This window comes from Flavobacterium sp. ALD4, assembly GCF_002836475.1.
In the GTDB taxonomy this organism is placed as follows: Bacteria; Bacteroidota; Bacteroidia; order Flavobacteriales; family Flavobacteriaceae; genus Flavobacterium.
Genome location: NZ_PJBJ01000030.1, coordinates 334933 through 356253, shown reverse-complemented (window position 1 = coordinate 356253; position 21321 = coordinate 334933). Strand labels below are relative to the sequence as shown.

The 21321-nt window shown below is 36.2% G+C and carries 21 protein-coding genes and 1 pseudogene; 3 read left to right on the top strand and 19 right to left on the bottom strand.

The features are described 5' to 3' along the window. Positions 1-74 precede the first annotated feature (74 nt). Positions 75-1208, top strand: a complete 1134-nt coding sequence (locus CXF59_RS10235; RefSeq protein WP_101137694.1) for a DegT/DnrJ/EryC1/StrS aminotransferase family protein — start codon at positions 75-77, stop codon at positions 1206-1208. 67 nt (positions 1209-1275) lie between these two features. Further along, on the top strand, positions 1276-2289 hold the full coding sequence (gene galE, locus CXF59_RS10230; protein WP_101137693.1) for a UDP-glucose 4-epimerase GalE: 1014 nt from the start codon (positions 1276-1278) through the stop codon (positions 2287-2289). Positions 2290-2331: 42 nt separating this feature from the next. On the opposite strand, the gene CXF59_RS10225 is transcribed toward galE, so the two are convergent. The 11 genes and pseudogenes from CXF59_RS10225 to CXF59_RS10175 form a co-directional block, all read right to left on the bottom strand. Continuing rightward, positions 2332-2586 carry a hypothetical protein gene (locus tag CXF59_RS10225; protein WP_101137692.1) on the bottom strand — a complete coding sequence of 85 codons (255 nt, stop codon included), beginning with the start codon at positions 2584-2586 and terminating at the stop codon, positions 2332-2334. Positions 2587-2735: 149 nt separating this feature from the next. Then, a complete protein-coding gene (fabD, locus tag CXF59_RS10220) occupies positions 2736-3608 on the bottom strand; it encodes an ACP S-malonyltransferase (RefSeq protein ID WP_101137691.1) in 873 nt (290 codons plus the stop codon). Between the two features lie 296 nt (positions 3609-3904). After that, positions 3905-4432, bottom strand: coding sequence for an NADPH-dependent FMN reductase (locus CXF59_RS10215; protein ID WP_101137690.1), 528 nt, complete (start codon positions 4430-4432; stop codon positions 3905-3907). Between the two features lie 2 nt (positions 4433-4434). Further along, positions 4435-4658: pseudogene (locus CXF59_RS10210) on the bottom strand ((4Fe-4S)-binding protein). A 2-nt stretch (positions 4659-4660) separates the two neighbouring features. Next, positions 4661-5068 (bottom strand): OsmC family protein, encoded by a 408-nt coding sequence (locus CXF59_RS10205; RefSeq protein WP_101137689.1) that lies wholly within the window; start codon positions 5066-5068, stop codon positions 4661-4663. 56 nt (positions 5069-5124) lie between these two features. Then, positions 5125-5841, bottom strand: coding sequence for a pirin family protein (locus CXF59_RS10200; RefSeq protein ID WP_101137688.1), 717 nt, complete (start codon positions 5839-5841; stop codon positions 5125-5127). A gap of 216 nt (positions 5842-6057) precedes the next feature. Next, a complete protein-coding gene (locus CXF59_RS10195) occupies positions 6058-6633 on the bottom strand; it encodes a Crp/Fnr family transcriptional regulator (RefSeq protein ID WP_101137687.1) in 576 nt (191 codons plus the stop codon). 5 nt (positions 6634-6638) lie between these two features. Further along, a complete protein-coding gene (locus tag CXF59_RS10190; protein WP_101137686.1) occupies positions 6639-6968 on the bottom strand; it encodes a DUF6370 family protein in 330 nt (109 codons plus the stop codon). A gap of 5 nt (positions 6969-6973) precedes the next feature. Beyond that, positions 6974-8131 (bottom strand): formate-dependent phosphoribosylglycinamide formyltransferase, encoded by a 1158-nt coding sequence (gene purT, locus CXF59_RS10185; RefSeq protein ID WP_101137685.1) that lies wholly within the window; start codon positions 8129-8131, stop codon positions 6974-6976. 262 nt (positions 8132-8393) lie between these two features. Next, positions 8394-9581: a pyridoxal phosphate-dependent aminotransferase gene (locus tag CXF59_RS10180; protein ID WP_101137684.1), complete on the bottom strand. Its 1188-nt coding sequence runs from the start codon at positions 9579-9581 to the stop codon at positions 8394-8396. Between the two features lie 104 nt (positions 9582-9685). After that, positions 9686-10777 (bottom strand): acyl-CoA desaturase, encoded by a 1092-nt coding sequence (locus CXF59_RS10175; RefSeq protein ID WP_101137683.1) that lies wholly within the window; start codon positions 10775-10777, stop codon positions 9686-9688. Positions 10778-10885: 108 nt separating this feature from the next. Here CXF59_RS10175 and rsmG point away from each other — a divergent pair, with 108 nt between their 5' ends. Further along, positions 10886-11515 carry a 16S rRNA (guanine(527)-N(7))-methyltransferase RsmG gene (rsmG, locus tag CXF59_RS10170; RefSeq protein WP_101137682.1) on the top strand — a complete coding sequence of 210 codons (630 nt, stop codon included), beginning with the start codon at positions 10886-10888 and terminating at the stop codon, positions 11513-11515. 150 nt (positions 11516-11665) lie between these two features. Here the strand turns inward: rsmG and pruA are convergent, their stop codons facing one another. From pruA to CXF59_RS10130, 8 genes are all read right to left on the bottom strand, one after another. Then, a complete protein-coding gene (gene pruA, locus CXF59_RS10165) occupies positions 11666-13294 on the bottom strand; it encodes an L-glutamate gamma-semialdehyde dehydrogenase (protein WP_101137681.1) in 1629 nt (542 codons plus the stop codon). Positions 13295-13463: 169 nt separating this feature from the next. Further along, positions 13464-13850 (bottom strand): Co2+/Mg2+ efflux protein ApaG, encoded by a 387-nt coding sequence (apaG, locus tag CXF59_RS10160; RefSeq protein ID WP_101137680.1) that lies wholly within the window; start codon positions 13848-13850, stop codon positions 13464-13466. A gap of 78 nt (positions 13851-13928) precedes the next feature. After that, positions 13929-15185, bottom strand: a complete 1257-nt coding sequence (locus CXF59_RS10155; protein ID WP_369828553.1) for a DUF5103 domain-containing protein — start codon at positions 15183-15185, stop codon at positions 13929-13931. A gap of 68 nt (positions 15186-15253) precedes the next feature. Continuing rightward, on the bottom strand, positions 15254-16024 hold the full coding sequence (locus CXF59_RS10150; RefSeq protein ID WP_101137678.1) for a class I SAM-dependent methyltransferase: 771 nt from the start codon (positions 16022-16024) through the stop codon (positions 15254-15256). Continuing rightward, a complete protein-coding gene (gene map, locus CXF59_RS10145; RefSeq protein ID WP_101137677.1) occupies positions 16024-16842 on the bottom strand; it encodes a type I methionyl aminopeptidase in 819 nt (272 codons plus the stop codon). The genes CXF59_RS10150 and map overlap by 1 nt, the downstream gene beginning before the upstream one ends. A gap of 41 nt (positions 16843-16883) precedes the next feature. Next, positions 16884-18293, bottom strand: coding sequence for a TolC family protein (locus CXF59_RS10140; RefSeq protein ID WP_101137676.1), 1410 nt, complete (start codon positions 18291-18293; stop codon positions 16884-16886). Further along, a complete protein-coding gene (locus CXF59_RS10135; RefSeq protein WP_101137675.1) occupies positions 18293-19648 on the bottom strand; it encodes an HlyD family secretion protein in 1356 nt (451 codons plus the stop codon). The genes CXF59_RS10140 and CXF59_RS10135 overlap by 1 nt, the downstream gene beginning before the upstream one ends. Positions 19649-19652: 4 nt before the next feature. Then, entirely contained in the window at positions 19653-21311 is a 1659-nt protein-coding gene (locus tag CXF59_RS10130) for a peptidase domain-containing ABC transporter (protein ID WP_101137674.1), read from the bottom strand. Positions 21312-21321 lie beyond the last annotated feature (10 nt).

Here is a 21321-nt window from a genome sequence, read left to right as displayed (position 1 = left end):
GTGTTTTGTCTATTTTGTATGATTTGTACCTTTTTTTGAACAAGTAGGTTAATTGGTTTAAATTAAATAGATATATGAAAAAAATCCAAATGGTTGACCTGAAAAGTCAATACGAAAAAATAAAAGAAACGGTTAATGTTTCTATTCAAGAGGTCTTAGATACTAATACGTATATCAACGGACCACAGGTTCACCAGTTTCAAAAATCTTTAGAAGAGTATCTTGACGTTAAACATGTCATTCCTTGCGCAAACGGAACGGATGCTTTGCAAATTGCAATGATGGGATTGGATTTAAAACCGGGTGATGAAGTTATTACGGCTGATTTTACGTTTGCTGCTACTGTGGAAGTGATTGCCTTATTGCAACTGACTCCTGTTTTAGTTGATGTGGATTTATACAACATGAATATCTCTATCGACGCAATTAGGAAAGCAATTACACCCAAAACAAAAGCAATAGTGCCCGTTCACTTATTCGGACGAGCCGCTAATATGGAAGCTATTATGGCAATTGCTAAAGAGCATAACTTATACGTAATCGAGGACAACGCACAAGCGATTGGTGCTAATTGTAAGTTTTCTACTGGAATCAAAAAGAAAGCGGGGACGATAGGACACGTAGGGTCAACTTCATTTTTTCCATCTAAAAATTTAGGTTGTTATGGGGATGGAGGAGCCATTTTCACTAATGACGACGCCTTGGCGCATAAAATCCGCGGGATTGTGAATCACGGTATGTATGAGCGTTATCATCATGATGTGGTAGGAGTGAATTCTCGTTTGGATAGTATTCAAGCAGCGGTTTTAAACGCTAAACTGCCTTTATTAGATCAATATGGAAAAGCTAGACAGGATGCAGCACGTAAATATTCGGCTGCATTTGAAGGGCATAAAAATATTGTAGCGCCAAATATTTGCGACATCTGCGACTGTCATGTCTTTCATCAATATACCTTACGTATTGTAGACGCAGACAGAGATGGTTTGATGAAACATTTGTTAAGCAAAGATATTCCATGTGCGATTTATTACCCAATTCCATTGCACTCACAAAAAGCATATTTAGATTCAAGATATAAAGAAGAAGACTTTCCAGTAACAAACCAATTGGTAAAAGAAGTGATTTCTCTTCCTATGCATACGGAGTTGGATGACGAACAAATAAAATTCATAACGTGTAGCGTTTTAGAATTCTTAAATAAATAAAAATAAAGGCATTTTGTTGATTTGATAATTCGAATTACCAAATCAACAAAATGCAAATCAACAATAGATGAAAATAGTAGTAACAGGAGGTTTAGGTTTCATAGGATCTCACACGGTTGTCGAATTACAAAACGAAGGCTTTGAAGTGATAATTGTGGACGATCTTTCTAATACATCGTTAAAAGTATTGGACGGTATCGATGCGATTACAGGAAAAATGCCGGCATTTGAAAAATTGGATTTACGGGATAGGGATAAAGTGCAGGATTTTTTCAAAAGACATAACGATATTTCAGGTGTAATCCATTTTGCAGCTTCTAAAGCAGTGGGCGAAAGCGTCGAGAATCCATTATTGTATTATGAAAATAATATCAATGCCTTGGTCTATGTGTTGCAAGGATTGCAGAAAATGACGGAGACTAACTTTATTTTTAGTTCGTCCTGCACCGTTTACGGTCAAGCTGAAACAATGCCAATCAATGAAGATGCATCGATTCAAACAGCGATGTCTCCTTATGGAAATACAAAGCAAATAGGCGAGGAAATCGTCACTGATGTTGCTAAAGTATCTGGTATAAACGCTATTCTATTGCGTTATTTTAACCCGATAGGAGCACATCCTTCAGCTGAAATTGGAGAATTGCCTATTGGAGTGCCTCAAAACTTGGTGCCGTTTATTACACAGACCGGTTTTGGATTGCGTACAGAACTTTCTGTTTATGGAGATGATTACCCCACGCCTGACGGAACAGCGATAAGGGATTATATTCACGTAGTTGATTTGGCGAAAGCTCATGTCATCGCGTTGCAACGATTGTTGAATAAAAACAATGTCGTTAAAGTGGAAAGATTTAACTTAGGCACCGGCACAGGAAGTTCGGTATTGGAAGTTATTAAAGCTTTCGAAAAAGTAAGCGGACAAGAATTACCCTATAAAATAGTAGCCCGCAGAGAAGGAGATATTACTTCTGCTTATGCCAATACGGATAAAGCCAATACTGTTCTTGGATGGAAAGCCCAATCTTCTCTTGAAGAAGCTATGGCTAGTGCCTGGAAATGGGAACAGAAAATAAGAAGTTAAGTATATAAAAAGGCTGCCAATTGGCAGCCCTTTTTTTGTGGGTTATTTTTCCGCGTCTTCTTTCATTTTATCGGCTTTATCGTCCATTTTTTCAGCACCTTCTTTCATTGTGTTACTAATTTTAACTTTAGTAGAATCTAAGGCTGCATCAACTTTGGCAGCTGCCGTATCTACCGCTTCGCCCATTTCGGTCCCTACTGCATCAGTAGCTTCTCCTACTTGATCGTTAGTCTCCTGCTTACAAGAAACCATCATTAAAGTTGTAACAAAGGCTAAACTTAAAAGTACTTTTTTCATGATTTATTAATTTACATTAATTGTTGGTTAAATATACAAATTTGCAGATAACGCAGCTGTTTATTTAAATAGGAATCAGTTTTCCTGTTTTTACTATTGAGATGCAGAAAAAAAAATCTACATAAACTTTGAGAACTGCCGTGTGAAACCTAAGCGTTAGCCGTAGCAGCTTCTCGATCGATTTTTCCAATCAATCCAGTCAATACTTTTCCAGGACCTACTTCGGTAAACAAAGTAGCACCATCGGTAATCATTTGTTGCACAGATTGTGTCCATTTTACTGAAGCGGTCAATTGTGTGATTAGGTTTTTCTTGATTTCGTCTGGAGATGAAATTGCTGTTGCCGTTACATTTTGATATACCGGGCAAATCGGAGTCGAGAAAGTAGTCGCTTCAATAGCCGCTTCTAGTTCTTCTCTTGCCGGTTCCATCATGGGTGAGTGGAAAGCACCACCTACTGGTAATAATAAAGCGCGTTTTGCTCCGGCTTCTTTCATGGCAGCACAAGCTGCTTCAACAGCCGATGTTTCTCCTGAAATAACCAATTGTCCCGGGCAGTTGTAATTAGCTGCTACAACAACACCGTCGATAGAAGCACAAACTTCTTCGACGATATTGTCAGCAAGTCCTAAAACTGCTGCCATAGTTGAAGGTTTGATTTCGCACGCTTTTTGCATCGCCAAAGCTCTTTTAGAAACTAATTTCAGCCCGTCTTCAAATGACAAAGTACCATTGGTAACTAATGCCGAAAATTCTCCTAGAGAATGTCCAGCCACCATTTCGGGTTTAAAATTTTCCAAAGTTTTCGCTAATATAACCGAGTGTAGAAACACGGCCGGTTGCGTTACTTTGGTTTCTTTCAATTCTTCGGCAGTACCTTCAAACATAATGTCTGTGATACGGAAACCCAATATTTCGTTTGCTTTTTCAAATAAGTCCTTTGCTAATGCAGAGCTTTCATATAAGTCTTTACCCATTCCTGTGAATTGAGCGCCTTGACCTGGAAATACGTATGCTTTCATCTATATTTTTTATTAAAAGAGTGAATGATTTACTAATTAAACCGTCTGCAAAAATACTATTTTTTTCAGGAGCACCAACTTTTGTTCTTCTAATCAACAATTCTCCTGCTGTACGCTGCAATCTTTTTATCCTGTCTCGTTTTCAAAACGTGACAGGATAAAAAGGATTTTCACTTCCATCAGGGCTAAAGAGAAATAGCGGTGCTCTAATAAACGAAAAAAAGCGTTGTCTATATAACAACGCTTTTCTGCATAAAACGGAAATAAATCCGAAGTATGTGGTATGTGGATCTCAATTACAATTCGATGGAATTGATGATTTCTAACAACTGATTGTTTAACTCTTCATTAATGATTCCATTTTTAGCATCAAAATTTTCATTAAAACTAGGCAGTGAAAAACTTCCTTTGACAACGGCACCTTGAAAAGGAAAACGGTTTTTTACAATTTCTAAAACAGAGCTTCCTCCTCTTGGTCCTGGAGATGTAGCCAGTATTAGGGTTTGTTTTTCTCGAAATGTTTTAGCATGAATTCTCGAAGTCCAGTCAAAAATATTTTTAAATGCTGCGGAATAAGCACCGTTGTGTTCCGCAAAAGAGATTACAAGCAAATCTGCGGTTCCAAGTTTAGCATAAAAATCAGTTGCTAATGTTGGAATACCACTTGCTGCTTCTTTGTCTGTTGAGAAAATGGGCATTTCATAATCATTCAAGTCTAAAATTTCTACTGACGTGTTTTTAAATTGTCCGGCAGCATAAGTAGCTAATTGTTTATTGATAGAATCTTTACTGGATGAAGCGCCAAAGGCGATAATTTTTTTCATGTTTATTTGTTTTTGTAATAGGTTAATGCGCCCGAAGGGCATTTATTTATGTTGGACTTAATTTTTTCCGTCGAAGAAGCATCAATCTTTATCCATGGTTTTTTTGGGGTTGGAACACTTCAGGATTGTTGCGAAAACAGTTTCCTGAATGAATGCATTTAGCGGATTGCCATACCACGGTAACTTCGCCATTAGTATATTCCTTTTCAATGTCCTTTGGATCCATGATTAAAGCGTTGTGTTGATTACAATATTATTTTTTAATAGTTTCGACACCGGACATTTTTCGGCAATAATTAATAATCGCTTCTTAATGTCGTCTTCAATTTCTGTTGGAAAAGTAATTGATCTTGAGATTGTTGTAGTGAGTTCAGGACTGCTTTCTTGGTGAAAGTTTAACGAAATATTTATTTCAGGAATATCCCACCCTTTTCGGTCAATATACATTCTCAAGGTAGATAGCGTACACGCTGCCAAAGAGGCTAGGAGTGTAGAAAAAGGATCTGGGCCATGGTCTTTTCCTTCAATACTTTCGGGTTCGTCCATAATAAGTTGGCCGTTTCTCCAAGTAATAGTGCACAAATACTTTTGAGTACCTATGTGTCCAGTGATATCTTTTTCTAATACATTTCCCATAATTTAATTTTAAAAATTAACTTTTTTGAGCATCGTAGTCTAGTTCTATTTTTTGATTAGTGTTGCATCGGAATTTCCATCAATAAGAACTCCGCTTCTGAAGTTGCTTTGATATCCAGGGAATTGACATCCCAAATTCCGAAGCCATCTCTGGTTTCCAACTCTTGTCCGTTAATAATTACATTCCCCGAAAGGATAAAGGCATAAACTCCATTACCTTCTTTTTTTAAGCTGTAAGTTGCGGCTATTCCTTTGTCAAATTTACCTAAATGAAACCAAGCATCTTGGTGAATCCAAACCCCCTCATCTTCTGCATTTGGTGAAAGAATTTGTTGTAGTTTATTTTTCCTTTCTTCTGGATTCAAAGAAATTTGTTGGTATCTCGGCTCTACATTTTGTTGGTTTGGAAAAACCCAAATCTGCAACAATTTAGTTCTTTGCTCATCGTTTGGATTGAATTCGCTGTGCTTTACTCCGGTTCCGGCGCTCATGACTTGTACATCGCCATTTCGTATGATTTCCGTATTTCCCATGCTGTCTTTGTGAGCCAGATCTCCTTCAAGCGGAATGGTGATAATTTCCATATTGTCGTGTGGATGAGTACCAAAACCCATTCCTGCAGCAACCGTATCGTCGTTCAAAACGCGCAACGCACCAAATTGTACTCTTTCTGGATTATACCAGCTTGCAAAACTAAAACTATGATACGCATTCAACCATCCGTGATCTGCATGTCCTCTTGTATCTGCTTTATGTAAAACTGTATTTTTCATGATGAAATAAATTAAGTGATTAGATTATGATAATACAAATTTACAACTATTGTATTAAGAAGGCACTTAATGTAGATTAAGAAAGGATTCAGTGTTCAGTGTGCCGTTTTTTAGTTTGCAGGGTCATTTGGCACTTATTTTTAAATTCATAATTGATTTCAGTATTTTTCATCGTTAAAACAATACTGATCACTAAAGTAAACTGGTTACTGATCACTATTGCCGGAGCAACTTCGACTTCATCTTGCTGAAGAATTCCGGTGTAACGCCAATGTAGGAGGCAATCTGTTTTTGAGGTACTTTTTGAAGTAGTGTTGGGTATCTTATGCAAAATTTCTCAAAGCGTTCTTCGGCCGATAAACTTAGATTATCCATTAGGCGTTCTTGGTTGGCAACCAAGGAGTTTTCGGTCAGGATTCTGAAAAAGCGCTCGAGTTTAGGAATCTCAGCATACAAAATTTCCTGGTTTTCTTTAGAAAGCATAGCGATTTCAGCATCTTCTAAAACTTCGATGAAAAGGTTGCCCGGTTTTTGTGAAATTAAGCTATACATGTCGCCAATCCACCAGCCTTCGCAAGCGAAAGTTAAGATATGTTCGACGATGTTATCATTGATATTGAAACTCCTTAATATGCCGGAGTTCACAAAATAGGAATGTTTACAAATTTCTCCGGAATTCAACAAAATAGTTTTGGCTTTGAAAGTATGCGTTTCGGTTTTAGATAGAAACAATAGTTCTTCTTCTCGAGTAAGCGCAATGTGTTTGGTGATATTTTGAAGAATTAATGACACTATTTCTATTGTGTTTTCTTTTCTTCGGGAAGCAATTTAAATTTTGAAACCACAAAACGATTGTCTTTTATTTCACCAACCACGGTTGCTTTTCTGATAGCGGCGCAAAAACCATCAGTGGCATGAGCATCACCATGTGAATCGATAGAAGTGCCATCTATAAAATAAGGTTTCCCGTCAATACGTACTGCTAATTCGCAACCGTACCCTTCCATTCCAAACTGGCATTGTCCACAGGCAGCTTCGACAATTTGAGATTTTGATTGTTCTTTTTTGTCTTGAGCAATTACTATGGCTGTGACAAACAAAAATGTTGCTAAAAATATTTTTTTCATGATTACTAACTTACTTTAATTAAGGCAGCAGCGGCTTTAGCTTTTTCCACAATCTCTTCTATTGGCGTTTCTAATGTATCATTGACTAATGCAACTCCCATTCTGCGGTACGGTCTTGAAGAAGGTTTTCCAAAGAGTCTGAAATCAGTTTTAGGGAGAGAGGCGATTTTTTCTATTCCCGCATAGCTTGGATTTGTTGAGTTTTCAGAAGCCGCAATTACGGCACTGGCTCCTGCTTTTTCTAATGTTATTTCAAATATAGGCAAACTTAAGATGGCGCGCAAATGCAGTTCAAACTCGTTGAAGTTTTGTGTTCGGGCCAAAGTTACCATTCCGGTATCGTGTGGGCGAGGGGAGAGTTCTGAGAAATAAACGCCATCATCAGCAAGAAAAAATTCGACTCCAAAAAGTCCGGCACCACCTAGGGCTTCTGTAACTTTTTCGGCCATGTCTTGAGCTTCGTATAAGTCTTTGTCTGAAATTCTGGCGGGTTGCCAGCTTTCTTGATAATCACCACGCTCTTGTCTGTGACCAATAGGTGCGCAAAATAAAGTAGGGTTGTTATTTTGAACAACGGTCAACAACGTAATCTCCGAATTGAATTTGACAAAAGCTTCCACAATCACTTCTACTACATCACCTCTTGATCCTTCTACAGCATAGTTCCATGCTTTCTCGATATCAGAATCTGTTTTTATGGTTGATTGTCCTTTTCCGGACGAACTCATTAATGGTTTTACTACGCAAGGCATTCCCACGGTTTCGACTCCTTTTCGTAACTCGGCGACATTAGTGGCGTATCGATAAGCAGCAGTTTTTAAGCCTAATTCTTTGGAAGCTAAATCACGAATGGCTTTTCGGTTCATCGTGAAATTAGCGGCTTTTGCAGAGGGAACTACAGTGATTCCTTGTTTTTCGTAATCGTAAAAGCGTTCAGTCCGAATAGCTTCTATCTCAGGGACAATAAAATCAGGCTTATGTTTTGCTACGATGCGGTCCAAAGCGTCTCCGTCAAGCATGTTGATGACTTCAAAACCATGCGCTACTTGCATAGCTGGAGCATTTTCATAACTGTCTACCGCAATTATGGTTTGGCCGATGCGTTGTGCGGCAATTGTAAATTCTTTTCCTAATTCGCCTGAGCCTAGTAATAGTATTTTCATGTTTTATTGTTTTTGTGCGAACAGGTCGCGACCTGTCCGTACATTATCTGCGTATGGGTTTTTTAAGTTGCGTAAGGGATAGAGGTGGTATCCTCCTAGTGAAACGGAGAGATAAAGCCAATAGCTCGATCTCGTTGAAAAAAAGCTTTCTTTTTTCAACGAGGTTACGCCCAAAATATTCTGTAAACAAAAATAGTTTAAAATTCAAAGTTATGAAACTCTGAACCTTAAACTATTTTAAAAAATGGGAAGGGTTTGTTAATTACGAAACCGCTTCTTTTATTCTTTTTAAAGCTTCTTTCAAGATGTCTTCGCTTGTTGCGTAAGAGAAACGGATACAATCTGGGTTCCCAAATGCGTCACCTGTTACGGTTGCCACATTAGCTTCGCCTAAAAGATACATAGAAAAGTCATTAGCGTCTTTGATTAAAGTTCCTCTTAATGTTTTTCCGAAGAACGAAGATACGTCTGGGAATACATAAAAAGCACCATCTGGCACGTTGATTTTTATACCCGGTATCTCTTTCAATAAACCAACAACTAAATCTCTACGGCTATGAAAAGCGTCAACCATGTGTTTTAAAACACTTGGATCAGCATCTAAAGCTGTAATAGTAGCACGTTGTGCAATACTGTTTGCACCACTCGTTACTTGTCCTTGTATTTTTGTACAGGCTTTAGCGATAAATTCGGGGCCTCCAATATAACCAATTCTCCATCCTGTCATTGCAAATGCTTTTGCAACTCCGTTTACGGTAACTGTTTTTTCTAACATTCCTGGGATAGATGCAATACTGCAAAAAGTCCCTGAGAAATTGATGTGCTCGTAGATTTCATCTGCGACCACAATGATGTTAGGGTATTTCTCTAATACTTTAGCTAATGCCGTTAATTCTTCTCTGTTGTAAACAGAACCACTTGGATTACAAGGAGAACTGAACCACATCATCTTTGTATTTGGTGTGATGGCTGCTTCTAATTGAGCTGGAGTAATTTTAAAATCACTTTCAATTGAAGTAGGAACTTCAACTGGGACTCCACCTGATAATTTTACGATTTCGAAATAAGAAACCCAGTAAGGAGCTGGTAAAATTACTTCGTCACCATCGTTTAACATTACTTGTGCAATGTTGTATAAAGATTGTTTTGCTCCTGTAGAAACTACAATTTGTGATGGTTTATAATCTAAATCATTGTCTCTTTTGAATTTTCTGCAGATTGCTTCTTTCAATTCAGCGTATCCATCTACTGGAGAATAGGTGCTGTAATTTTCGTCAATCGCTTTTTTAGCAGCTTCTTTAATAAAGTCTGGAGTATTGAAGTCAGGTTCTCCTAAACTTAAACTGATAATGTCTTTTCCTTGTGCCTTTAATTCTCTGGCCAAAGCAGCCATAGCTAATGTTTGTGAAGTAGCTAGGTTGTTAATTCTGTCTGAAAGTAAATGATTCATTAAAAAAGTGTTGATTGCCCTAATTTGTTAATAGAAAATGAGGGTGGTTAATTATTTAGTTATTTGTTTTGAAGAGATTCAAGACATCTCTTCAATATAAGGTTCTACATTGCCGGTTTCATTCCTAACTCTTTCAAATGTTTAAAGTGAGCAATAACTGCACTTCGCATTGTTTTGTATTCGTAATAAGGTAAATTACATTCTGCTGCAGTTTCCTTAACGATTTTCGCAATATTACCATAATGAATGTGGCTGATATTTGGAAAAATATGATGTTCAATTTGGTGATTCAGACCACCGGTGTACCAGTTTACTATTTTGTTTTTTGGAGCAAAATTAGTTGTGGTAAATAGTTGGTGAATTGCCCAGGTGTTGCCCATTTCTCCTAATTCGTTTGGAGAAGGGTTTTCTGTTTCTTCCACAACGTGAGCTAATTGGAATACAATGCTCAGAATCAATCCTGCAGTGTAGTGCATGATAAAGAAACCAATCAATACTTTCCACCAAGCGATACCGATAACTATTGGTAATACGATCCAAATGGAAACGTAAATGACTTTAGTGATTATCAAAGTCGTCCAAAGTGTTTTTGGGCTCTTCGCTTCACCGTAGGATAATTTTCTTTTTAGGTAGGTTTTCATTTGCTTAAAATCAGTAGTTATTGCCCAATTGAAAGTTAATAAACCATATAAAAATACAGAGTAATATTGTTGAAAACGATGGAAAGAATGCCATTTTGCATCTTTGGTAAATCGAATGATACGTCCAGCATCCAGATCTTCATCATGGCCAGGGATATTGGTGTACGTGTGGTGCAATACATTATGTTGTACCTGCCAGTTGTGTACATTTCCCGCAAGAATGTAAATGGTACCGCCCATGAATTTATTAACCCAGTTTTTGTTAGAATACGAACCATGATTTCCATCATGCATTACATTCATCCCTACTCCAGCCATACCGATACCCATAACGATTGTTAATAGTAGGTGTGCCCAGAAAGGCATATCAAGAGTTAGAATTAAAAAGTAAGGCGCAAGAAAAATGGTTATCAGAATAATAGTTTTCAAATGGAGTTTCCAGTTCCCCGTTTTTTTGATGTTATTTTCCTTGAAGTAATTGTTTACCCGTGAGTTAAGTGTTCTAAAGAACTTTAATTTATCTTGCTTTGCAAATGTAGGAGTTGTTTTGATCATAGAATAATGTAATAAGTTGTAAAGATAATTATTATAAATTTTAACTATGCCAAATTGAGTTAATTTTTTCAGAGTTAAAAACTGTACTTTTGTTAAAAAAATTGAACGATGGACGAGATTTTGAAACATTTCCCTAATTTAACTGATATCCAAAAGGAGCAATTCGAAAAGTTGGACTTTTTATACCACGATTGGAACGAAAAAATAAATGTCATTTCGAGAAAAGATATTGATGCTTTATATACAAAGCATATTTTGCATTCCTTGGGGATTGCTAAAGTTATAGATTTTGTACCGGGTACTTATGTTCTTGACGTGGGCACTGGTGGCGGATTTCCAGGAATTCCATTAGCGATTCTTTTCCCGGAAACACGTTTTCATCTGATAGATATCATTGCGAAGAAAATCAAAGTAGTTCAGGCTGTTGTTGATGCATTAGGACTTGAAAATGTTAAGGCAGAGCAATTAAGAGCAGAATTAGTTAAAGGTGATTTTGATTTTATCGTGAGTCGTGCCGTAACTAATATGCCGGATTTTGTGTCTTGGATAAAAGATAAAATCAAAAAGAAAAGCAAGCACGAAGTGAGAAATGGTATTCTCTATCTAAAAGGGGGTGATTTAACGGAAGAGTTGAAAGACTTCCCAAAAGCGACACAATACGATTTATCCGATTTCTTCGAAGATGAATTTTTTGAGACGAAGAAAGTGGTACATGTACCGTTGAAGTATACGGTGTAGTAAATTAGTCGAATGTGTTAAAGTTTTAAAAACGGACTGTAAGACTAAATATAGAATTTAATTAAAAAAGCCGAATCTAAAATTTAGATTCGGCTTTTTTATATTTCTAAAGTTCTTTAAGACTTTCGTCCTTCAGAAGTTCGCATTGATTTATTCTCCCAAAAACGGGTATCTGTAATCTGTTGGAGTAACAAAAGTTTCTTTGATTGTTCTAGGAGAAGCCCAACGCAACAAGTTCAATGGAGAGCCCGCTTTGTCATTCGTTCCTGAAGCTCTTGCTCCACCAAATGGTTGTTGTCCTACAACAGCACCTGTTGGTTTATCGTTGATATAGAAGTTACCAGCTGCGTTTTGTAATTTTACTGTTGCTACTTCAATTGCATAACGATCTTGACTGAAAACAGCTCCTGTTAATGCATATTCTGATGTAGTATCTACTAATTCTAATGTTTCTTCCCATTTAGCATCTTCGTAAACGAAAATCGTCATTACTGGTCCGAACAGTTCAGTTGCCATTGTAGAGTAATGAGGGTTTGTTGTTACGATAACTGTTGGCTCAATAAAGTATCCCACTGATTTGTCGTAGTTTCCACCAACAATAATCTCAGCGTCAGTATCTTTTTTAGCTTGGTCAATAAAACTAGCCAATTTGTCAAATGAACCTTCGTGTATAACTGCAGTAACGAAATTACTGAAATCTTCTGGCGAACCCATTTTCATTGATTTTACATCAGTGATAATTTGTTCTTTCACTGCTGGCCACATGCTTTGTGGAACATAAGCTCTAGAAGCTGCTGAACATTTTTGACCTTGAAATTCGAAAGCTCCACGCACAATTCCCGTAGAAACTTGTTTTGGATTAGCACTTGAGTGAGCGATAATAAAATCTTTTCCTCCAGTTTCCCCTACGATTCTTGGGTACGTTTTATAGTGGTGAATATTAGTTCCAATTTTAGCCCAGATATCTTTAAATACGTGAGTTGAACCGGTGAAATGCAATCCTGCAAAATCACGACTTGCAAGAACTGTATCTGTAATCATTTGTGCATCTCCAAAAACAACATTGATAACTCCATCAGGAACTCCCGCTTCTTTGAATACTTCAATAATGATTTGTGCCGAGAATACTTGGCTATCACTTGGTTTCCAAACGACAACGTTACCCATCATTGCTGCACTTGCAGGAAGATTAGCAGCAATTGCTGTAAAGTTAAATGGAGTGATCGCATATACAAATCCTTCAAGAGGTCTGTACTCTAAACGGTTCCACATATCTGAAGTAGATGTTGGTTGGTCTCCGTATATTTGAGTCATGAATTCTACGTTGAAACGTAAAAAGTCAATAAGCTCACATGAAGCATCAATTTCTGCCTGATGAACATTTTTAGACTGCCCAATCATTGTTGCGGCATTAATTCTGGCTCTATATGGTCCTGCGATCAATTCAGCTGCTTTAAGAAAAATAGCTGCACGTTGTTCCCACGCCATGTTAGCCCAAGCTGTTCTTGATTCTAATGCATTTACAATGGCTTTCTCAATATGAGATTTTTCAGCAAGATGGTAGGTTCCAACAATATGTTTATGGTCGTGTGGTGCCGACATGTTTTTTGTGTTTCCAGTTCTAATTTCTTCGCTTCCGATATATAACGGTACGTCAATTTTAGAATTCCACATTTTAGTGTAAGCTGCTTGAACGGCTGCTTTTTCAGGTGAATTTGGTGCATACCCTTTTACTGGTTCGTTTACCGCTTTTGGTACGTGAAAAAATCCTTTTAGCATGATATTATAATTTGTTAATCTGTTGGTTTACAGATAAGATTAGACATTCGAACAAATATATTATTCGAAATATTACGAATAATTTACTTCACAACAAAAGTACAAAGGATAATTTAAAAATAGGATAAATAAACAATAAGAATAAGAAATATCTTGAGAGGAGTAGGGATTAATTCAATGCAAAGGGAGCACATAATTCAAATGTGGGTATAGAAACTTTAAAATTTTTTGTACTCGTAAAGTTAATCATATTGAAATAACCTTTCATGGCACCGTATGGAGAGGATAATAAACATCCAGAACTGTAAGTATGAAGCTCGCCTGGTTTTAGAACCGGTTTTTTTCCAATAACCCCTTCACCGTCAACAATTTCAATGTTGTTTAAAGAATCGTAAATTTCCCAATGACGAGAAATCAGTTGGACTGAATCCTTGCTGTGGTTCTCTATTGTTACTTGGTAACTAAAGGCAAAGTGAATTTTATAGTTCTTGAAGTACGTGCCTTCGAAACTAGTCAATACCGAAATTTTTATGCCTCTTGTTATTTGAGATACCATTGTGAAAGAATAATTAAGTTCCTATTAGAGAGTAAAATTACAAAATTTTGATTTTGTATTGTGGTTTTTATATTTTTTTTAATTTATGATATTTAAGGAGTTAGCATTTCCTTTGCCAACCACACGGTCATAACGATCCGTGTTTGCGCGGTAATAGACGAGAATGGAATAATCATTTTCCGTTTGATAAAAATTTCCATCAATGGCATTCTCATTGTCGATAACGCCCTTGTTGTCAGAAACGACATATTCAAAATTTGTAAATCCTTGTTTTATCAAAAGGGCTTTTTCATAAATCCCTTTTTTTGGATTGTAATCCATCTTGAATTCGGGAGTCAGACTGTAGTTATTAAACATGCCGTTGATGTAGATTTCGTGATCGTTATTAAAAGTAGGAGCGGATAGGCTAAAATAAACCCAAGCATAATCAGCTTCGATGGCGCTATCTGCAGCATTTAGATTGCGAACTACGAAATTACCGTTAACATCTTCGTAAACAGAATAGGGGAAATTTGCACGTGCGTTATTCGTGTATAAATACGAATTATAGATTTCTGTACTGGCGTCAACACGTGAGATGTTATTATTTGCTGCTCGGACATCTTTGTTTTCAAAATACAAAAACTCGTTTCCGGCCCAGTATTGGGTTTCAGTATCGTATTTGTAGATTAAATCATTACCAATGGTGTATTGGGGGGTGACATTTATTATTGCGCTATTGAACTTTCCATTTTGTAACACTACCACTTTTACATTTTTTAAAGGATTTTGAAAAATGATGGTGTTCGATTTTATTGAAAAATCCAGGTTGTGCTTGTATTCGACATTGCTCACTGTTCTAGCTCGTTTTACCTGAATGGGAACCGTTACCAAATCTTCATACAAAATGAATTTTCGTGTAAATACAACCTCTTTATTATTATTTAAGACTTTCAGTATATAATTCCCGCTGATACGCAACTGCTGTGTAAACTGGTTGGGAATCGATAATGTATAATGAGAGTAAAGCTGTAACGTGTTAAATGAGTTGGTATAATTCTGAATTCTTTGGTTGTCAAAACCCTGTAGATATTCATTTTTCGGAATTTCAGATGGTTTCCAGTTATAGTCGCAATGAATGATTTCATAATAGTAATCCGCTTCATTTCCATAGAGATCATCAAATTGTAACTGGAATCCACTGCGTAGGGTGAATATCGGAACCACATTTTGATTGTTCTGAATAAACGAAACGGTCTTTATATTAAATGGGGGTGCTATTTCAGTTTCTACTTGTGCAGTAGCTGAAGTCATGATGAGTAGCAGTATTATGTTTCGAAAAAAGGAATTAAGCATAAGTGTTAAATTACTGAAGTGTAAATGTAACGAATTATGCAATACCATTATTATGCCAATTATTTGTCCTATTTAAAACAAACGGGGATGATTTCACCTTTTGCCAAACAATACTTCTCTACCAATTCCGGAGCAATCTTATTAGTGTAATTTTCTTCGATTACTTTAAAACCGATACTTCTTAATTTATCAAAATAATCACGGCCATAAATGCGAACATGGTCATACTGTCCAAATATGGTAGCGCGCTCTTTCTGGTCTGTAATAGTGTCGTCAGAAAAAGTGGTTGCTCTTGATAGATCTTGTGGGATTTGTAAAATGGCCATTCCGCCAGGTTTCAAAACACGATATAGTTCTTGCATTGCTTTAGTGTCAGCTGGAATGTGCTCTAAAACATGATTACACAAAATGACGTCATATTGATTGTCTTCAAATGGCAAATCGCAGATGTCTGCTTTTACATCTGCCAAAGGGGAGAATAAATCCGTAGTTGTGTAATCCAGATTTTCCTGGTTACGAAACAACTTATAGAAGGCTTGTTCAGGGGCAAAGTGAAGTACTTTCTTTTTTGCAGTGGATGTAAAAAAATCAGATTCTTCATTTAGAAATAGCCAAAGCAAGCGGTGTCTTTCTAAAGAAAGTGTGCTTGGTGAAAGGACATTGTTTCTTTGCGTTCCGTAGCCATAAGGCAAGAACGATTTAAAACTTTTTCCGTCTATAGGATCGGTAAATTTATCTCCTTTCAAAGCTAAAGCTAAAATAGGTCTGGCTACATAACTTAAACGAATAAGTAATGGGCGGGGGATGGTGTTAAGTATAAGTTTGAATAGTTTTTTCATTACAATACTAAAGGTGTTTTTCTAAACTCATCCTCTTCAGTACTCACAATTCCTAAGGCTTGATATACATAAGCAAATGTTGATAATATTTCCGGTTTACCGTCGATAAGAGCTACGTCGTGTTCAAAATGAGCACTTGGTTGACTGTCAGCTGTAGTTATTGTCCAGCCGTCTTTGTGCTGTTTAATATTTTTAGTTCCTCGGTTAATCATAGGCTCAATTGCAACTACCATACCTTCAATAAAAAGTTTTCCACGTCCCCGTTTTCCATAATTAGGCATTTCTGGGTCTTCGTGCATTTTTTGTCCAAGTCCATGTCCTACTAATTCACGTACGACTCCGTATCCATGCGCTTCAGTATATTTTTGAATGGCATTACCAACATCTTCTACACGATTTCCAGCTTTAAATTCACGGATACCTACGTACAACGACTCTTTGGTAATTTGCAATAATTTTTTAGTTTCAGGATCAACTTCACCAATTTCAAATGAATAGGCATGATCTCCATGGTATCCGTTTTTGTAAGCCCCACAATCTACTGATATGACATCTCCACTTTTAAGAGGGGTGTTATTTGGAATTCCGTGCACTACTTGCGCATTGGGACTCATACATAATGAGTTTGGGAAACCGTATAAGCCTAAGAAGCTTGGTACCGCACCATGGTCACGAATGAATTCTTCAGCTAATTTATCTAAATGTAATGTAGTAACTCCTTCTTTAATTTCAGAAGCAATCATTCCTAATGTTTTCGATACTATTAAAGCACTTTCGCGCATTAATTCTATTTCTTCACGGGATTTAACTATAATCATATATGTTATTTTCAGTTTGCAAAAGTACGATTTTAAAATTATTAATCAGGATTGGCCATAATTTTATATAATTCAGAGTTCGATATAAAAAACTCATTGCGTAAGGCAATTGCATTCAACTGGGCTGTTATTAAACTACTTTCGCGGCTGTTTATGAGAAAAAGGGAGCTTTCTCCAAAAGTAAACAACCGCTCTTCTGACTTTAACATCGTTATGTAGTTGTTCACGAGGCCACTTGCCATAAGGCGCTGTTTGTTTAGAGAAGTGATTACTTCTTTCTGCGCTTTTATTTTATTCGAAAGTTGCAAACGCTCTAGATTTAAGCTATTTGTAGTTTCTTGAATTTTATACTGCGCTAATTTCAAACCACCTCTTTCTTTTCTTAGAAATATAGGATAGGAAAAATTAATTCCTACTTTGTAGTTTTCAAATTTGTAGCTGTCTATGTACTTTGGTTCTGACAAATAGGAATAGGATAGATCAATTTTTGGCAACAGTGCATTCGCTTTTAGTTTTCTATCGACCTCTAGCATATCAATTTTGGATTCCAATGCGCTAATTTTAGGATGATTTTCTATTGAGAAATTATCTGCTAAAAGGTCATTTGTTTTTAAGGTTTCTTGAATTGTCTTTTCAATTTGCAGTTCTGGAAAGAGAGCTTCAGAGAGTTCCATAGGAATCGAATTGTCTAACCATAAAAAATTAGATAATTCTAGTTTTGCTTTTAGTAATTTCAGTTTGGAATTTTCTAAGCTTAGCTGACGACTTCTGAAACTAATTCCTGCTTCTACACTATCGATAGCTCTTTTATCACCTTCTTTAATTAGGGACTGAACTGCTTTGTATCGTGTCTCCGCATTAGTATTGTATTGCGAATACATTTGAAACTCTTCATGATTTTTTTTCCAATTAAAATAAGCAACAGATGCATCATACAAGACCGCAATTGCTTGCAGTTTTCGTTCGGCCTGTCCTAATTGCATTTGCATCTTAGCCTTGCGCAGATCAGCCATTCGCTGATTGATAAATAGACCTTGTCCTAAAGGAACTGATATTCCCAACGATGTTAATCCGGGATTAGGCACAGTGTTTTCAGGGTTTAGATAATATCCTTCGTTTTGATCAAAACCAGCTTTGATTTCGATGCCATACCAAGTTGGGATTTTAAAACTGCTATTTAAAATCGAATAATATTCGGTGTCCTTGAATTGCTTGTTATCAAAGTCAACCTCAATTTTAGGATCGAAAGCGCCTCTCGCAGCCATTAAACTCGCCTGCGCTTTATTGATTTCTAAATTAGCTGTTTTAACCAGTGGATGAAATTTTTTGACATATCCCAAATATTCGTTGAATGTAAATTCCAGTTTTTGAGGTAATATCGTTTCACTTACTCTATTTTGAGCTTGAAGATTCAAACCGAAAAGCAGCAAAAATAAAATAGAATATCTCATTATTTTTTTTCTTTAGTTTTTCCGCCTTTTTGATTCATTTCATAATAATCTGGTGGGAACCCGTTAAGTGTACGCCATATTTCAAACCAAACAGGTACGTTGTTTAGTAAAGCAATTGTTTGTGCTCCAGATCCAATACTTAATTGTTTCGGCCAAGGATCTTCATTAGGGTCAGGGGCAATCAGCACTCTGAATTTTCCATTATCACTGATGAATTTTTCAACTGCAATAATTCTGCCTCCAAATGTTCCATACGACATATCTGGCCAACCTGAAAATACAATAGTAGGCCAACCATCAAACCATATTCTTATTTTAGCACCCTTAGAAATCAAAGGCAAATCTAATGGGTTGACATAGGTTTCTACGGCAATATCGTACTCTGAAGGCATTACAGTAGCGATTGGTGTTCCTTCTTTAATAGTTTCACCAATTCCAGCTTGTAAAGCACGGTTAATATATCCATTTTGAGCTGCTCTGATATAATATAAGTCATTACGAATGCTGTAATTAGCATATTGATTCTTAAGCTTGTTTACTTGCGCTTCAGTGTCATATTGGTTGCTCAATGCGGTAAATTGGTCGCTTTCTGCTTTTGCGATTTTTTCATTGTATTCCGCCGTAATTCGATTAAGTTCTACCTTTGCATTTAGTAATTCATTTTGAGTAATTAATAATTTGTTTTCTTGAGTGATTATTTTAGCCTCTACTTCTTGCTGTTTTAAACGTTTATCTTCTACGTCAGTCATTGCTTTTAAACCTTCATTGTTCAGTTGTACAACTCGATTGAACTGAGTATTGGCTATTTTAAGTTGGGTTTTCACGGCAACCAAATCAATCGAATCACTCGTAATTTTAAAATTAGCTTGCTTTAGCTTATTTTTAGCTTGCTCTAACTTCAGATTTTTTTCGCTTTGAATCGATACAATTTGATTAGCTAAGGCTCCGTATTTTGAACTGTAGGAATTTAGAGCTTGACTTTTAGCATTCAATTGATTCATAGTATTTTCTACTAAGTTAGGGTCCATATAATCCTCTTTTATTTCAGAGATAAAAAGGATGGTATCCCCTTTTTTTACAAAATCTCCTTCTTGAACATACCATTTTTCAATTCGACCTGAGATGACACTTTGGATAGATTGTGGTCTTTGACTTGGTTTTAAAGTAGTTACAGCTCCTTTGCCAGATATATTTTGGGTCCAAGGCAGGAATAAAGTAAAGAACGCTAATATTGCAACAAGCGTTATAAGTCGATTTAAAATTTTATAGTGTGGCCTTGTTTCGAGTCCTTTAACTGTTTTGAAACGGTCAAGGTGGGAGTCAATATGTTTATTGTGGTCTGATATATTTAACATACAGTTATTTTTTTAAATCTAAGATAATTTGTCCGTTTTCCATGGTGATATTTCTGTTGCACTTGGTTTTCCAGTACTGATTTTTTGACGAGACAATAATAGTCCATTGGTGTTCTTCGGCGGTAATGAAATCGATGATTTCATTGGCAACTTTGTCGTCCATGTTGCATGTAGGGTCTTCATAGAACAAAATTTTGGGCTTACTGATAATACTTCTAGCAAGTAATAATTTTTGAGTATCAGATGATGATAATTGTTTTCCTTCCGGAAAAAGAGGCGTGTCTAAACCTTGTGGTAGCGATTTTATAAATTTCTTTAACTGCATTCCTTCAATAGCCCATTTTAAACTTTCCTCCGATGCGGTAGTATTTTTAAAGGTGATGTTTTCAATTACAGTCCCTTCAAATGGAGTTTCTCCTTGTATGATACTTTCTATTTGAGATCTAAATTGGTTGAGATTGATTTTCTTAAAGCTATTATCGTTGATAGATATAGCACCATGGCTAGGCTGAATTAATCCCGACAATATGCGTATCAAGGTTGTTTTTCCCGAACCGTTTGCTCCGTCGATAAATATTCGTTCGCCCTGATCAATATTTAAGTTGATGTTGTTTAAAATTTTATTTTTTGAATCTGGAAAGTTAAAGTATACATTTTCAACTTCTAAAGCGATAGAAGTATAGCAATTGTCATAATCTAATGTGAATTCCTCTTCCAGTTTCATATCCGTTATTAACCCTATTTTTTCAACTGATGTTAAAACATCGTAAAGCGTTTCAAGCCCTATTACGATTTTTTCGACTGAGTTGATTACTAATAAAATAATGATTTCTGCAGCAACAAATTGGCCAATATTCATTTGTTGAGACAACACTAAGTAGCCTCCAATAGATAATAGACTTGCTGTTATTATTATTTTGAAAATGATTAGTTGGCTAAATTGAGTTTTAATTACTGAGAAATGCTTCTCTCTATAATTTAGGTAATCTGCAACTAACATGTCATTTTTATTCAATGCGAAATCGTGATGTAAATTATTTCGAAAGCTAAAATTATTCCGTGCAATTTCCTGCAACCATCCAGCAACTTTATACTTGTATTTGGATTCTTTCATACTTGTTTCTAATCCATCGTTGTAAGAGAATTTAAAAATAAAGTATAGTAGTAACAATAGTAATATTCCAAAAACGATAAAATAATTATGGTACAAAGACAATAATATGATCCCAAAAATAATTTGTAATATGGCTGCTGAAAAATCGATTAACAATTTGGCCGTCCCTTTTTGGATCATTAAAGTATCGAAAAAGCGATTCGCTAGTTCTGGTGGATAGGTATTGTAATATTCTTCAAATTTTATTTTGGGTAATCGAACCGCAAATTCAAAGGAGGATCGAATAAATATTTTTTGTTGTAAGTTTTCCATGATACGCAGTTGCATCAACGAAAGAACTCCAACTAACGCTACACCAAAAACAACCAAAACAATTAAAACAATCCACGAAGCACTTGCTCTTCCAGATTGAATAAAATTAGTTATGGCTTGTATTCCTAGAGGTAGCGATAAACTGATTACTCCGGAGAGGATTCCGTAGAAATATAATTGGTAAACATCTTTCTTATCTAATTCAAGTAAATTATAAAATCGCTTTAATGGTTTCATATATGCTTCT

Excerpts from the sequence above, each read along its gene's own strand:
- CXF59_RS10235 (WP_101137694.1), top strand. The coding sequence starts at position 75 with ATGAAAAAAATCCAAATGGTTGACCTGAAAAGTCAATACGAAAAAATA.
- galE (WP_101137693.1), top strand. The coding sequence starts at position 1,276 with ATGAAAATAGTAGTAACAGGAGGTTTAGGTTTCATAGGATCTCACACG.
- CXF59_RS10225 (WP_101137692.1), bottom strand. The coding sequence starts at position 2,586 with ATGAAAAAAGTACTTTTAAGTTTAGCCTTTGTTACAACTTTAATGATG.
- fabD (WP_101137691.1), bottom strand. The coding sequence starts at position 3,608 with ATGAAAGCATACGTATTTCCAGGTCAAGGCGCTCAATTCACAGGAATG.
- CXF59_RS10215 (WP_101137690.1), bottom strand. The coding sequence starts at position 4,432 with ATGAAAAAAATTATCGCCTTTGGCGCTTCATCCAGTAAAGATTCTATC.
- CXF59_RS10205 (WP_101137689.1), bottom strand. The coding sequence starts at position 5,068 with ATGGGAAATGTATTAGAAAAAGATATCACTGGACACATAGGTACTCAA.
- CXF59_RS10200 (WP_101137688.1), bottom strand. The coding sequence starts at position 5,841 with ATGAAAAATACAGTTTTACATAAAGCAGATACAAGAGGACATGCAGAT.
- CXF59_RS10190 (WP_101137686.1), bottom strand. The coding sequence starts at position 6,968 with ATGAAAAAAATATTTTTAGCAACATTTTTGTTTGTCACAGCCATAGTA.
- purT (WP_101137685.1), bottom strand. The coding sequence starts at position 8,131 with ATGAAAATACTATTACTAGGCTCAGGCGAATTAGGAAAAGAATTTACA.
- CXF59_RS10180 (WP_101137684.1), bottom strand. The coding sequence starts at position 9,581 with ATGAATCATTTACTTTCAGACAGAATTAACAACCTAGCTACTTCACAA.
- CXF59_RS10175 (WP_101137683.1), bottom strand. The coding sequence starts at position 10,777 with ATGATCAAAACAACTCCTACATTTGCAAAGCAAGATAAATTAAAGTTC.
- rsmG (WP_101137682.1), top strand. The coding sequence starts at position 10,886 with ATGGACGAGATTTTGAAACATTTCCCTAATTTAACTGATATCCAAAAG.
- pruA (WP_101137681.1), bottom strand. The coding sequence starts at position 13,294 with ATGCTAAAAGGATTTTTTCACGTACCAAAAGCGGTAAACGAACCAGTA.
- apaG (WP_101137680.1), bottom strand. The coding sequence starts at position 13,850 with ATGGTATCTCAAATAACAAGAGGCATAAAAATTTCGGTATTGACTAGT.
- CXF59_RS10155 (WP_369828553.1), bottom strand. The coding sequence starts at position 15,185 with ATGCTTAATTCCTTTTTTCGAAACATAATACTGCTACTCATCATGACT.
- CXF59_RS10150 (WP_101137678.1), bottom strand. The coding sequence starts at position 16,024 with ATGAAAAAACTATTCAAACTTATACTTAACACCATCCCCCGCCCATTA.
- map (WP_101137677.1), bottom strand. The coding sequence starts at position 16,842 with ATGATTATAGTTAAATCCCGTGAAGAAATAGAATTAATGCGCGAAAGT.
- CXF59_RS10140 (WP_101137676.1), bottom strand. The coding sequence starts at position 18,293 with ATGAGATATTCTATTTTATTTTTGCTGCTTTTCGGTTTGAATCTTCAA.
- CXF59_RS10135 (WP_101137675.1), bottom strand. The coding sequence starts at position 19,648 with ATGTTAAATATATCAGACCACAATAAACATATTGACTCCCACCTTGAC.
- CXF59_RS10130 (WP_101137674.1), bottom strand. The coding sequence starts at position 21,311 with ATGAAACCATTAAAGCGATTTTATAATTTACTTGAATTAGATAAGAAA.